13 protein-coding genes are annotated in these 13,111 nt (G+C 65.7%); 4 read left to right on the forward strand and 9 right to left on the reverse strand.

Annotation, left to right across the window (positions count from 1 at the left end; translation table 11 throughout):
- Window positions 1-4: 4 nt before the first annotated feature.
- Both VNN77_13665 and VNN77_13670 read right to left on the reverse strand, forming a co-directional pair.
- Window positions 5-439, reverse strand: a complete 435-nt coding sequence (locus VNN77_13665) for a hypothetical protein (GenBank protein ID HXG52438.1) — start codon at window positions 437-439, stop codon at window positions 5-7.
- Between the two features lie 18 nt (window positions 440-457).
- On the reverse strand, window positions 458-1,465 hold the full coding sequence (locus VNN77_13670) for a sugar phosphate nucleotidyltransferase (protein HXG52439.1): 1,008 nt from the start codon (window positions 1,463-1,465) through the stop codon (window positions 458-460).
- 457 nt (window positions 1,466-1,922) lie between these two features.
- Here VNN77_13670 and VNN77_13675 point away from each other — a divergent pair, with 457 nt between their 5' ends.
- Both VNN77_13675 and VNN77_13680 read left to right on the forward strand, forming a co-directional pair.
- Window positions 1,923-2,321, forward strand: a complete 399-nt coding sequence (locus tag VNN77_13675; GenBank protein ID HXG52440.1) for a hypothetical protein — start codon at window positions 1,923-1,925, stop codon at window positions 2,319-2,321.
- Between the two features lie 34 nt (window positions 2,322-2,355).
- Window positions 2,356-4,188 carry a long-chain fatty acid--CoA ligase gene (locus VNN77_13680; GenBank protein HXG52441.1) on the forward strand — a complete coding sequence of 611 codons (1,833 nt, stop codon included), beginning with the start codon at window positions 2,356-2,358 and terminating at the stop codon, window positions 4,186-4,188.
- A gap of 21 nt (window positions 4,189-4,209) precedes the next feature.
- Here the strand turns inward: VNN77_13680 and VNN77_13685 are convergent, their stop codons facing one another.
- Both VNN77_13685 and VNN77_13690 read right to left on the reverse strand, forming a co-directional pair.
- Window positions 4,210-6,276 carry an NAD(+) synthase gene (locus VNN77_13685; GenBank protein ID HXG52442.1) on the reverse strand — a complete coding sequence of 689 codons (2,067 nt, stop codon included), beginning with the start codon at window positions 6,274-6,276 and terminating at the stop codon, window positions 4,210-4,212.
- 117 nt (window positions 6,277-6,393) lie between these two features.
- Window positions 6,394-8,139, reverse strand: coding sequence for an adenosylcobalamin-dependent ribonucleoside-diphosphate reductase (locus VNN77_13690; protein ID HXG52443.1), 1,746 nt, complete (start codon window positions 8,137-8,139; stop codon window positions 6,394-6,396).
- A 234-nt stretch (window positions 8,140-8,373) separates the two neighbouring features.
- On the opposite strand from VNN77_13690, the gene VNN77_13695 reads away from it, so the two are divergent.
- Complete coding sequence (locus VNN77_13695) at window positions 8,374-8,856, forward strand: ferritin-like domain-containing protein (protein HXG52444.1); 483 nt, start codon at window positions 8,374-8,376, stop codon at window positions 8,854-8,856.
- Window positions 8,857-8,870: 14 nt separating this feature from the next.
- Here the strand turns inward: VNN77_13695 and VNN77_13700 are convergent, their stop codons facing one another.
- The 5 genes from VNN77_13700 to VNN77_13720 are packed head-to-tail and all read right to left on the reverse strand — an operon-like array spanning window position 8,871 to window position 11,570.
- The gene (locus VNN77_13700) at window positions 8,871-9,548 is read right to left on the reverse strand and encodes a dienelactone hydrolase family protein (protein ID HXG52445.1); all 678 of its coding nucleotides are present in this window, start codon (window positions 9,546-9,548) and stop codon (window positions 8,871-8,873) included.
- A gap of 17 nt (window positions 9,549-9,565) precedes the next feature.
- On the reverse strand, window positions 9,566-9,994 hold the full coding sequence (locus VNN77_13705) for a CBS domain-containing protein (GenBank protein HXG52446.1): 429 nt from the start codon (window positions 9,992-9,994) through the stop codon (window positions 9,566-9,568).
- Between the two features lie 24 nt (window positions 9,995-10,018).
- A complete protein-coding gene (locus VNN77_13710) occupies window positions 10,019-10,630 on the reverse strand; it encodes a CBS and ACT domain-containing protein (protein HXG52447.1) in 612 nt (203 codons plus the stop codon).
- 40 nt (window positions 10,631-10,670) lie between these two features.
- On the reverse strand, window positions 10,671-10,844 hold the full coding sequence (locus tag VNN77_13715) for an FmdB family zinc ribbon protein (protein ID HXG52448.1): 174 nt from the start codon (window positions 10,842-10,844) through the stop codon (window positions 10,671-10,673).
- A 6-nt stretch (window positions 10,845-10,850) separates the two neighbouring features.
- A complete protein-coding gene (locus tag VNN77_13720; protein ID HXG52449.1) occupies window positions 10,851-11,570 on the reverse strand; it encodes a BON domain-containing protein in 720 nt (239 codons plus the stop codon).
- A gap of 230 nt (window positions 11,571-11,800) precedes the next feature.
- Here VNN77_13720 and VNN77_13725 point away from each other — a divergent pair, with 230 nt between their 5' ends.
- Complete coding sequence (locus tag VNN77_13725; GenBank protein HXG52450.1) at window positions 11,801-12,919, forward strand: primase C-terminal domain-containing protein; 1,119 nt, start codon at window positions 11,801-11,803, stop codon at window positions 12,917-12,919.
- Window positions 12,920-13,111: the final 192 nt, after the last annotated feature.

A 13,111-nucleotide genomic window follows, 5' to 3' on the forward strand; every position in this document is an offset into this window, starting at 1 on the left:
CGCGTCAGCGGCTCTGGGGAATGACCTCGGTAAAGCCCGCGATCGACACCGTGGTCGAGTAGGTGCCGTTGGACCGCCTGGGCAGCGGCGGGTCCGGCGCGACGTTGAAGCGCGCGGTCCCTCCCGGCTTGATCTCGTCGGGCACCGTGTAGTAGACGGCCGTGCCCGGGTCGTCCTTGCCGGGTTTGAACTCGTTGGCCCAAAGCCACGTGTGGCGGATGAGCAGCTCGACCCCCCGCACCGTGTGCGGCGAGCGATTGCGAATCTCGCCGGAAACCGTCCCGTCGCGAACGCTCAAGTTCTCGATCGTCACGATGCGCCGGGCATCCTCGTGGGAGCGCACCGCCTGCGCAACGGCTGTTGCGGGGTTGGCGGCGAGCAGCAGCGCGGTCAAGCCGATTCCCGTAAAGGCGTTCGGCCTGGAAAGCTTCGCGATCATGGCGTTTCCTCCTTGCGCTTATTTGCAGCCGGCGAGCAGGCGTGCATCGGGGCCGGCGCGGCGGCTCGCCGCCGCCCGCGCCAAGTCGGTCTCGCGCCGCCGCAGCACGTCCAGGGCGCGTGCAATCCGCTCCGCGGAGCCCCAGTCGCTCCAGCACACGCCCCGAACCGGCAGCACCGAGACGAAATCCGGATACCGGACCGCGATCGGCTCCATGATGCCTCTGGAGAAGTTGACCGGTTGCAGCGAGCGGTAAACGTCCTCGACGACCGCGGCCTCGTGCGGCGTGCCGATGGCGCGCGCAATCCGCAGAAACGCGCGATGGAGCGCCGGCTGCACTCTTTTCACCATGCTCAGCAGCGCCTTGATGTCACATACCATAGTCATCGTATTCCACAAAGCCCCGGAGCGCATCAGCTCTGCGGCGGTCCGCCGATCGGGTTTTTCGATGAAGCCGCTGACCTTGCGGATCTCCGCCGAGCGCAGGCCCATCGAGCGCTCCCCGGGAACGATATAACCGTAGTCGGTTTCCGGCTCGTCCGGGACGACCGCGAGGAGCACCAGCCGTCGAGGGTGGTCCCGCACCGCCTCCACCGCCTGCTCGACGCAGGCCATGAACCGATCCTCCTCGAGAACGAAATGGTCGGAAGGAAAAATCGCCGCCACCGTCGCGCCGTGTCTCTCGGAAAGGTAAACGAGCGGCAGGAGAACCCCGGCTCCGGTCTCCCTGTTTTCGGGCTGGACGATGACGGTCTCCGGCGGCCGGGAGGCGAGCTGGCGCGGGACTTCCGGATAGCGGAGATGGCTTCGTCCGATGACAGTGAAGAGGCGCCGCGCCGGAACGAGCCTTTCGGCGCGTGAAAACGTATGTTCGAGCATCGAGCGCCGGCCCGTGAAAGCGACATACTGCTTCGGCAGCGAGGTTCCGCTAAGCGCGCGAACGTAGCCCTGCAGGCGAACCCCCTCGCCGCCCGCCAGCACGACTCCGTATACCGCTTGCGACCCGTCTCCGATTGTGCCGGACATGGTGGGCCTCCCGGCCGTTCACGCTAACAGTCTCTGGTTTCCAGTTCGCAGCTTCCGGGTCTTGTTAAACGATGAACTTTCAACCGCCGTCAGGCGGAGGTTTCGGCCCGAGCAGCTACAAAGATCCTTCACGCTGCGGTGCCCGCGCTCTCCAGGTCTCGGCCCACCTCCGATCTATCAACGAACTTCTCAGTGCGCAATTGCCTTCTTGGTGATTCACGGCAAACATCGCACGGATCGGACTGGTGAGACCGTGGGCGACGCTACGCAAGGACCGTGCCTTCCGGAAAGCCGTGAGCAGTTCAGGCATGGACCATCGGGTCCTTTGCAGCCTTGCCACCGAAAGCTCCCCGGGCTTTTCATCCCTGATAATCCGGCGGGCAACAGGAGAGCGGAAAGAAAGCGTTTGGCTCCTCGGGCCGGCACGTCGTTTGCCTTCTCCATGGGCGGAGGGCCGATGAAAAAAACAGCGGCCGTAATCGCCGCGATCCTGGCCGTTCTCGTTCTCTGCGGCCAGGCGGCAGCCGAACCCCTCAAGGCCGGGAAAAACCTCCGCCGCGAGCCCATTCTCCTGCCGGATTCCACGCCCGACAAAGAGCGTTTGTTGCGCGTCGACTGGCTGATCGTTGCGGACGAGGAGGGAGACGTCGGAATCCTGATATTGTATGATGATGCGCGCAGCTCCATCAAAGTCGACTACATCGAGTTCTATGACCTTACGGGCGATCTGCTCGCGATCAGCTGGATCGACGGGCTCGGCATCTGTCAGGTGGCGGTGGAGGTCGGCCTGCTCGACGAGGAAGATCCCGGCATCGAGGGGGTGCTCGTCACCATGACCGGGGGCGACCCGCTCTAGCCCGCTTCGCGAACCGATGACCGGGGAGTCTGGCGTGAAGGACCCGAGCCTAGCCGCCATGTTTTGCCGGCAGGCCCGCCGCTACGGCCGAAAGACACTCTATCGCTTCGCCGAGGGGGGCGAGTGGCGGTCGCTTTCCTGGGAGGAGGCCATCCAGCGCGTTCGGGAGATCGCCCTCGGGCTCCATTCTCTGGGGGTCGAGCGCGGGGCGCGCGTGGCGATCTTTTCGAACAACCGGCCGGAATGGAATCTCGTCGACTGGGCCAACATCTGCGTCGGCGCGCTGACGGTTCCAGTCTACTCCACGAGTCCCCGGGCCCAGGTCCTGCACATCCTCAGCCACTGCGAGCCTTCCGTTCTCTTCGTCGAGTCGCGCGAGGCGTTGCGGCGCCTGGACCCTTTTCCCGGCTCGCTCGGACGAATCCGCCGGATCGTGTTGAGCGGCGGCGAGGAGGGCGGAGCGGGCGAAGGGACGATGACCCTCGCAGAGCTGTCTTCCCGCGGCCGGGCCTGCGAGCGCGAGCATCCGGAGACGTTCGACCGGCTCGTCGAGGTCCTGGGGCCGAGCGACGATCTCACGATCATTTACACGTCGGGAACCACGGGAGATCCCAAGGGAGTGCTCACCACTCACGGCCACTACCTCTTCGTCATCGACGCGGTCGATCAGGTGCTGCCGTCGACCGACGAGGACGTGACCCTGCACTTTCTGCCGTCAGCGCACTCCTTCGGCCGCCTGGAGCATTTCATGGCCGTGGCCAAGGGATGGACGGTAGCCTACGCCCGGTCGATCGAGACCGTGAGCCGGGACCTGCGGTCGGTCCGGCCGACGGTGTTTTTTTCCGTCCCGAGGATCTACGAGATCGCCTACCACCGGATCCGTTCCCGGGTGGAGCGCTCCGGCTGGGCGCGGCGGTTTCTCTTCGACCGCGCCCTGGCCATAGGCCGGGAGTGGAGCCGGCGCAAGCGCGCGGGCGCCGAGCCCGGCCTCGTCCTGGAGGCGGCGATGGCTCTTACGAGGCGGCTCGCGTTCTCCGAAATCCATGCCGCGTTCGGGGGGCGGTTGAGGGTCGCGATCTCGGGCGGAGCCCCTCTCCCTGCGGAGATCGCCGAGTTTTTCCATGCGATCGGCCTGGTGCTGCTCGAGGGTTACGGGCTCACGGAAACATCGACGGTGACGCACGTCAACCGACCGAATCGCTGCCGGATCGGAACCGTGGGGCTTCCGTTGCCGGGGATCGAGTGTCGCATCGCGGAAGACGGCGAGATCCTGCTGCGCGGCCCCAACATCTTCAAGGCCTACTACCGCGATTTCATCGCGACCGAGGAGGCGGTCGACCGCGAGGGATGGTTTCACACCGGCGATGTCGGCTCCGTGGACGAGGAGGGCTTCCTCAGGATCACCGATCGGAAGAAAGATCTGATCGTGACGTCGGCGGGAAAGAAGGTGGCGCCGCAGAAAATCGAGAACCTTCTCAGGACCGATCCCATGATCAGCCAGGCGATGGTGGTCGGCGGCGGACAGCGGCCGCTGATGGCCCTGGTGACCGTGAACTCCGAGCGGGCGCGCGAGCTGGCGGCGGAGCAGGGCGTCGATCTGGGGGGCGAGGTTGCGTCGCATCCGTGGGTGCAGGCGCGCGTCAAGGAGATCGTCCGGGAGAAGAACAGGGAGCTTGCGCCGTTCGAGGCGGTTCGGCAGGTGTGGGTCCTCGGCCGCGAGCTGAGCGTCGACGAGGGCGAGCTGACGGCGACGATGAAGCTGCGCCGCCAGGTCATCATGGAACGGTACAAAGAGCTGATCGACGAACTGTACGGCGACGCCAAGAAGAGGCGGTCGTCGGCGACCGAGGAGACGACGGGGGTATAGGGCCGGGCCCGCCCGCGGGGGTCAGGCTTCGGTCTCGGGTATCCGCTTGATTTCCTCCAGCCACACCGTCGCTTCGCTGTCGCTGGGCGCGCGGTAGTCGCCGCGCGGCGACAGCGAGCCGCCGGAGCCGACCTTGGGGGCGTTGGGAATGCAGCTCCTCTTGAACTGGCTCACCTGGAAGAAACGCCAGGCGAACACGGAAAGCCACCGCTTGATCTCGGCGATGCCGTACTGGCGGCGTTTCTCCTCCGGAATATCGGGCCACGCTCCGAGCGTCCGGTCTCTCCAGGCGCAATAGGAGAGAAAAGCGATCTTCGTGGGCAGGTAACCGAAACGGGTCGTGTAGTAGAGCGTGAAGTCCTGAAGCTCGTAAGGGCCCACGATCTCCTCGGTTCTCTGGCTCGGTTGCTCGCCGTCGGGATCTCCCGGCACCAGCTCCGGGCTGAACTCGGTGTCGAGGATCGAGCGCAGGATGATACTGGTTTCCTTTCCCAGCAGATCGGTGTCGGCGACCCAGCGGATGAGGAACTGAATCAGCGTTTTCGGGACGCTCGCGTTGACGCTGTAGTGCGACATGTGATCGCCGACGCCGTACGTGCACCAGCCGAGGGCGAGCTCGCTGAGATCGCTGGTTCCCAGCACCAGCCCGTGGTGCAGGTTGGCGAGGCGGAAGAGATGGCTGGTCCGCTCGCCCGCCTGCACGTTCTCGAAGGTGATGTCGTAGACCGGCTCGCCGCGGGCGTAAGGATGACCGATATCGCGCAGCATCTGCTCGCAGCTCGGCCGGATGTCGAGCTCGCTCGCCGTGCAGCCGACCGCCTCCATCAGCGCCTTGGCGTTGGCCAGGGTCCGGCGGCTCGTGGCAAAGCCCGGCATCGCATAACCGAGGATGTTCGAGCGCGGCAGGCTCAGGACGTCGAACGCCCGCGCCGCCACGATGAGCGCGTGGGTCGAGTCGAGTCCGCCCGAGACGCCGATCACCACCTTGGAAATGCCCGAGCTCCGCAGCCGCTTCACCAGCCCCTGGACCTGGATGTTGTAGGCTTCGTAGCAGCGGCGGTCCCGCAGCGCCCGCTCCGAGGGCACGTACGGGAAGCGGCCGATCCGGCGCTCGCAGAGCAGGCGCTCGGTGCGAGGCAAATTGAGATCGAAGCCCACCTTGCGGAAGCGCCTGAGCTCCTCGCGATGGCGCTGCATGCTCTGGCCGAAGCTGTTCTGGCGCATGCGCTCCTGCGAGAGGCGCTCGAGGTCCAGCTCCGCGACGACCAGCTGGGAGTCGTAGTGGAAGCGCTCCGATTCGGCGAGCAGGGCGCCGTTCTCGTAAACGATCGCGTGGCCGTCCCATGCCAGGTCGGTGGTCGACTCGCCGGTCCCGGCCGCGGTGTAGAGGTAGGCCGCGAGGCAGCGCGCCGACTGGTTCGCCACCAGGCTGTGGCGGTATTCGTCCTTGCCGAGCGTGATGTTGGATGCCGAGAGGTTGAGGATCACGGTGGCGCCGGCGAGCGCGGCCCAGCACGAAGGCGGCAGCGGTACCCAGAGATCCTCGCAGATCTCCACGAAGAAGGTAAACCGCCTTTCCTGCTCGCATTGAAAGAGCAGGTGCTCCCCGAAGGGAATCTCCCGCTGGCCGAGAAGGTCGATCGAGGTGCTCCGGGCCGCGGCCGCGGGGGCGAACTGCCGGTACTCGTAGAACTCGCGGTAGTTCGGCAGGAAGGTTTTGGGGACGACTCCCAGGATCTTCCCGCGGCGCAGGACGACAGCGCAGTTGAACAGCAAATGGTCGACCTGGAGCGGCAGCCCCACCACCGCGATCAGCTCGAGGCCTTCCGAGGCCTTGAGGACGTCGCCCAGCGCCGCGAGCGAACCGTCGAGCAGAGCCCGTTGGTGAAAGAGGTCCTCGCACGAGTAGGCGGACAGTCCCAGCTCCGGGAAGAGCGCCAGAACCGCCCGGCGGTGTTCGGCCGCGTGCATCAACTCGATCGTCCGGGAGCCGTTGTAGGCCGGGTCCGCCACCCGAAGCTCGGGAACTCCGACCGCCGCCCGGACAAAGCCGTGATTGTAAAGATTGAAGAATTCCCCGTCCTTCATGCCAGTCAGCCGCTACCGCCGCGCTCGCCCGCTGCTCCTCCCCGGAGGCCGGCTTTCGTCGCCGGGCTTTTCGATCGAAATATCGCCGATTTCACGCCGTTGAGCAAACGGTCCCCGCTACTCGGCGCACTCCCGGCAATCGTGCCGCACCCCTTCCTGGACCAGGGAAAGGGCCTGACCCGGTCGGGAGCCGTAGCGGTAGATCGTGACCCCTTTCAACCGGAGCTGGCGCGCGAGAAGGAAGACTTCCCGGACCGCCGCGGGAGGCGCGTCGCGCGGGAGATTGACCGTCTTCGAGACGGCGGCGTCAACGTGTTTCTGGAAAGCCGCCTGCATCTGGAGGTGCCACCGGGGCGCGATCTCCAGGGCGATGGGAAAGCGTCGCCGCAGCTCGGCCGGAAGGTATTCCAGGTCACGGATCGAACCCCGCTCGCGAACCTCTTCGAGGGCTCGCTCGCCGTCGGGGCCCAGCCGTTCCAGCTCCTCGCGCAGCAGCGGATTGATCTCCGCGGCGAACTGCGTCCCGAGAATGCGGCGCGAAAAGGCCAGGGCGAAAAACGGCTCGATGGCCGCGGAAGTTCCGGCGATCAAGCTGATGGTGCCGGTGGGCGCAACGCAGGTGACCGTGGCGTTGCGAAGCGCCGTGAACCCCCGGGCGGGCCAGACGCTTTGCGAAAACGCCGGAAACGAGCCGCGCCGCTCGCCGAGAGCGGCCGAGCAACGGCGTGCCTCCGCCGTAAGAAACTCCGCGATCTTTTCCGCCAGCAGCTCGGCTTCGCCGGAGTCGTAAGCGATCCCGAGGCGCGCAAACAGGTTGGCGAGGCCCATGACCCCGAGCCCGATCTTGCGCGTGCGGCGGGTGGCGGCTTCGATTTCCGGAAACGGGTAGCTGTTCGCCTCGATCACGTTGTCGAGGAACACCACCCCGTCGTGGACGGCCTCGCGCAAGGCCGACCAGTCGATCTCGCCGCCCGCCAGGAACGCCGGCAGGTTAAGCGATCCGAGCGTGCAGGACTCGTAGGGAAGGAGCGGCTGCTCGCCGCACGGATTCGTGCTTTCGATCCGTCCCAGCGCGGGCGTCGGGTTGTGAGCATTGATCTCGTCCAGGAACAGCAGCCCCGGGTCTCCCGTGGCCCATGCCGCCGCGCAGATCTTTTCCAGAAGCGCTTCCGGCCGGACGGCGGAGACCTCACGCCCGGTTCTGGGGTTGCGCAGCGCGAACGGCTCGCGGCGCTCGAGCGCTTCGAAAAAGGCATCGGTCACGCCCACCGAGAGATTGAAGTTCTCCAGCCTCCCCGGCTTTAGTTTCGCTTCGACGAACTCCTCGATGTCCGGATGATCGATGCGGAGCACCGCCATGTTGGCTCCGCGCCGCCTTCCCCCTTCGCGGATCACCGCCGTGGTGAGGTCGAATATGTCCATGAAGGAGAGGGGACCCGAGGTTATGCCTCCGGTCGAGCGAACACGGTCGCGCCGCGGGCGCAGGGAGCTGAAGGAAAAACCGGTGCCGCCGCCGGATTGGTGGATGCGCGCCATGCGGCCGAGGGTCGTGAAGATCGATTCGAGGTTGTCCTCGATCGGAAGGACGAAGCAGGCCGCGAGCTGTCCGTCGGCCAGGCCGGCGTTCATCAGGGTGGGCGAGTTGGGTAAAAACTCCAGCCGGCGCATGCGCCCGAAGAACCGTTCCTCCCAGTACCGCTCATCCTCGCCGAAGAGTCCGGCGGGGGCGGCGATGGCACGGGCCACTCGCTCCATCATCGCTTCCGGCGATTCGATCACCTGGCCCGTCTCGTCCCGGCGAAGATAGCGCTGGCGCAGGACTTCGAGGGCGGCCTCCGAGAACGCGAGGCGGTCTTCTTTCATGGGCGCTCCTGGTTCGCAACACGCATTTTTCGTGCCTGGAGCACGGCGGGATCGGGTTTTCGATGGAGGCCTTTTTCGTTGTTGAGAACAGGCGGCGGCGAAATTGGCGCCCGCGGGAAGGAGTATGGGCCGGGTGGAGTCATTGCCGGCTTGGCGCCGCCGGTTTTTCAACCCCGGAGGATGGCTCGGGCTTTGCGTTGCCTCGATCGAGAAAAACCGGTCCGGAGGCGTTCGATGGGCGGCGACTGGAAACAATGGTGGCGCCGGTTTCTCAGCCTGTCAACCGGCAGATACCGGAGGGCGCGCGAGCTTCTCAAACAGCGTTACCTCGAGGAGCTTCGCCACGCCGAGCGCCTCCGCGAGCATGCCGCAAGGATGCAGTACCCGCAATTTCGCCAGAAGCTGCTCGACATAGCTGCCGAGGAAACGAAACACGCCGAGTGGATCGCGGCGCGGATCAGGCTCTTGGGCGGTGAGCCCCCGCCGTTCAAGCCGCCGCCGGTGAGCGGGCGGAACAGCTGGCAATACCTGCTGTTGGACCTCGAAGAGGAAGGACGCTGCGGCGCGCGGCTTCAGGACGAGATCCGGACCCTGGAGCCGGAGCTGCCCGAAATCGGTGGGCTTCTCGATCGAATCCGGAAGGACGACGAGAAACACCGGCAGGAGATCCGGGAAATGTTGATGCGCAGCGATCCTCAGGCGCTCTGGCCGGCTTGAGCGGCGCAAGGGTCTCAGGCCTGCCGCTTGACGCCGAGATAGCGCTTGAACCAATTCGCCGCCAGCCGGGCCACTTCCTGGAGCGCGCCCGGCTCCTCGAACAGGTGGGTCGCGCCCGGGACGACCGCCAGCCGCTTCTCGCCCGCAAGCTCGGCGTAGGCCCTGCGATTGAGCTCCAGAACGACCTCGTCGAGCGCGCCGACGATCAGCAGGGTGGGCGCTTGCACCCGCTTGAGCGCCGGCATCACCAGATCGGGCCGGCCCCCGCGCGAGACCACGGCGCCGATCGCCGCGCCGAAAGTCGCCGCGGCGTTCAGCGCGGCCGCAGCTCCCGTGCTGGCGCCGAAATAGCCGATATCCAGCGCCTTGGTTTCGGGCTCGTCCATCAGCCACTGCGTGGCCCGCTCCAGGCGCCAGGTCAACAGCTCGATGTCGAAGCGGGTTTCGTAGCTGCGGTCTTCCTCTCTCGTGAGCAGATCCATCAGCAAGGTCCCGAGACCCTCCGCGCGCAGACGCTCGGCGACGAACTTGTTTCTGGGGCTGTGCCGGCTGCTGCCGCTGCCGTGCGCAAACGCCACGATCCCGGCGGCCCGCGGCGGAATCGCGATCTCGCATTCGAGCTCGACGCCGTTCGCGGGGATGAACGAGATTCTGTGGACGGAACGGGAATCTTCTTCCGTGATCGCCGCCATTCGGCCCGCCTCCTGACTCATTCTCCGCCGCCCGGAAGCTCTCCGGAAACGGCCTCTCCGATCTCCGACAGCTCGCCGCCCAGAATCCCGAGCACGTCGTCGAGCGTCGCGATGCCGAGGATCGTGTCGAAGCCGTCGACGATGGGGATGCGGCGCACGTGATAGGCGCGCATCAGCGTCGTCAGGTGGCGCGGATCCCTTTCGACCGAGATCCTCACCGGGTCGGGGGTCATGACCTCGGCCACGGTCGTGGCGGCGGGGTCGCGGCGCTCACCGGCGACCTTGAGCGCGATGTCCCTGTCGGTCAGGATCCCGTGCAGCTTGCCGTCGCGCTCCACGATGAGGCAGCCCACGTTGGCGCGCTTCAGGATCGCGCAGGCCTCGAGGACCGTGCTCTCGGGGGATATCTTGAGGACCGGTTTCCGGCAGAAATCTCGCAGCGACATGGCTCCCTTCCTGCGGACCCGGCATCAATCCGCGAGCGCGTGGACGCCGAGCACGTCGAAGCCTCCGGCGCGCAGCGCCTGCGCGATTTTCTCCGGGTCGCCGCCGACCACGCGGAGATAGCAAACCGGATTTTCCCCGAGCTTTTCCCGGTACGTCCCCACGCCGAGAATCTCTCCGCCTTCCCCCGACACGATCCTGGAGGCCTCGGTCAGACCGTGCTCCTCGCCCTCGAGGACGAAATCGATGCGCGCGCTCGCGGGCTGCGAAGCCCCCATCACGTCGACGAACGCCTTGAGAATGTCGACTGCCGTCAGGATCCCGACCACCTTCCCGTCGTCGACGACGGGAAGCCCCCCGATCTTGTGGCGGATCAACAGCTGGGCGGCCTCTTCCACCGTGGCCGAAGAGCGGATCGTGAGCACCGGAGCGCGCATGACGCTGCCGACCTTCGCGCCTTCGGGCGCGTCGCCGTGGGCGCGGAGATCGCTATCGGTGACGATGCCGACGAGCTTTCCGTCGCTCAAGACCGGCAGCCGGCGAAAGCCGCCCGCTTGCATCTTTTGCCGCGCTTCGCTCAACGGTGCGTCGGCGCTGATGACCACGGGTTCCGGCGTCATTCTCTGGCGGACCAGCATGAGAATCCTCCGTACGGCCGCCGGTTGCGGCGCCGGCGACTCAGCTTTTTTTCGACGTCTTGACCTCGAATGCGGTGATCTCGCGGAGCACTCTCGTGCTCGCGCATTTCGGGCACCTGATCTTCTTTTCGGCCCGCCGTTCATATTCCGCAATCGAGCAAGTGATCGCAAAGCGGTTGCGGCATTTTTCGCAGCGGAATTCGTAAGTCGGCATTTCCTCTTACTCCTCCACGCGCAGCCGGTTGTCCACCCGTTCGACTCCGAGAACGTACCACGCGTCCATCTCGGCCATCTTTCTTGTCGCTTCGGTCGGAACCGTTCCCGTGAGCGTGACGGTTCCTGCCCGGCAACGGACCGCGATCCGGTCGGCGTCGACGAAAGGATCCTTTTCGAGAACCAGCCGGACCGCGTCCGCCAGCTCATCGTCACTGTCCTGCTCCGGCGGCACCTCTTCCAGGCCGTTGATCACGTCCCGGCAGCCCGGCACCCACCAGGCGAGCACGCCGGCGAGCCGTTTGTGGCTCAGGCTCGGCACGGTCCCGTTGAGGGTGACCACGCCGTCGCTGACGGCGACGACAATGGAGCCGGCGCCGTCCGTCGCCGCCTCGCGCACCGTCTCCACGACCTCCCCGTCGCGACCCCGGATGACGCAGTGCTCGAAAGCCGGTTCCCCGAGCAATGCCTTGCAGACGCGGTCCCGGATCTCCTCGTCGCCCATCTTTTGGGCGGGAACCACTCTCAGCCGGTCGACGATCCCGCGCACGCCACGCCGTTCGGCGGCCAGGCGCAGCGCGGTTTTCTTCGCCGCGATATCCTCCACATCGCCCTCCAGGATCACGTCGCCGTTTTGCATCGCGACGTGGATCGGGAAACGGTGGAGATTGACCTTCGTGTTCTTCTCCAGGGCCGCCCTGATCGATTTTACGATGCGATTTTCCATCCAGGCTCCGCTCGGGCGCAGAAAACCCAATGCAGGAGGCATGCCACGGGCGAATCGCTTATCGCGGGGAGAATTCTCCCGAATGTTTTCCATGAGTAAAAATCGCTTCCGGGAATTTTGCCGCCTTTGCAAATCCGCGTTTCGGCGATCTCCTGCCGGGCGTGTCGCCGTGTGGAACCGATTCGGAGCCGCCTGTTGAATGGGCTATAATAGAACCGGATTTACCAAATATGCGAAAATTCCGATGGGTCGATTTCGCCGCCCACTTTCAAAAAGGCTTTCGCAACCACATCGTTTCGATCGACGAGGTTCCGGCCCTGGTCCAGGCCTTCGATCGCTACGGCTGCTATGCCACCTATTTTTTCTTCTCCGACGAGGTCCTCGCGTACATGAGCGCCCAGGCGGAAGCGGGCTCGCCGACCATCTCCGGATACGGCGGAAAAGTCTGGGCGCCGTTCTTCCCGATCGACCTCGACCACCCCGAGACCCAGCCCGCCCTGGAAGCGGCGCGCCTGCTCGCGGCCTTTCTCCGTAACGGGTGGAAAATCGCCCCCGAAGCGCTGCAGATCTATTTCAGCGGCTCGAAGGGGTTTCACCTCATGCTCGATACGCGCATCTTCGGCAGGGTCGCGCCCTCGAAGACCCTCCCGGCGGTCTTCGACGCCGTCCGCCGTCACCTGTCCTACCAGCTCCCGGAGCGGCTGCGGGATACCGTCGATTTCGCCATCAAGGACCGCGTGCGCCTGCTGCGCCTTCCCAACACGATCCACGAGCGCTCCGGGCTCAACAAGGTCCTTCTGTTCCCCGAGGAGATCGAGCGCCTCGATGCCGCCGCTGTTCGGGAGCTTGCCCGCGGAACGCGCCCGCTCGCCTGCACGGACGAGACCGGCCTGATCTCGCGCGTCCACGTCGGCGAGAACGAGGAAGCGTCGCGACTCTTTCGGCGCGTGCGCCAGCAGGTGGCCCGTCTCAAGCGCAGGCCGTTTTCCTATCGTTTTCGGCGGCAAACCGATTCGAGAGAGGTCCGGTTTCGCTGCGCCGCGGTGGAGCGGATCTGGGAAAGCCACATCGAGCCGGGCTTCCGGAACAACTGCGCGATCCGCCTGGCCTCCGAGCTGCGCCTCCTGGGATTGAGCGCGGACGAGACGCTCGAGAAGCTTTTCGAATGGAACGAGAAGAACCGCATCGCGCTTCCACGCGACGAGCTCGAGCGTGTGGTCCGCTCCGCCTATCACCACCCGTTTCCTTATCGTTACAGCTGCCGGGACGAGATCCTGCGACGCTTTTGCCCTCTGCCGGACTACGAGTCCTGCCGGGAGTTCACCGCATCCCGGAGCGAGACCGACTGACCCCTCGCCGGCAGTTCCGGTCAAGGCCCTCGCCGGCGCCGGTCGGTGAGGGAAATCAAAATCTCCAGGGCCAGCGTCAGGAAAATAAAGACTACGAGGATGAAGAGCTCGGTTTCCTCGGCCATGGTTCGCCTCCACGAGCTTGCTCAATATGAAGGTGCGCAAAGGGTGTGCCAGCCCGGACCGGCAGGA

Source organism: Candidatus Zixiibacteriota bacterium (assembly GCA_035574315.1).
GTDB lineage: Bacteria > Desulfobacterota > Binatia > UBA9968 > UBA9968 > DATLYW01.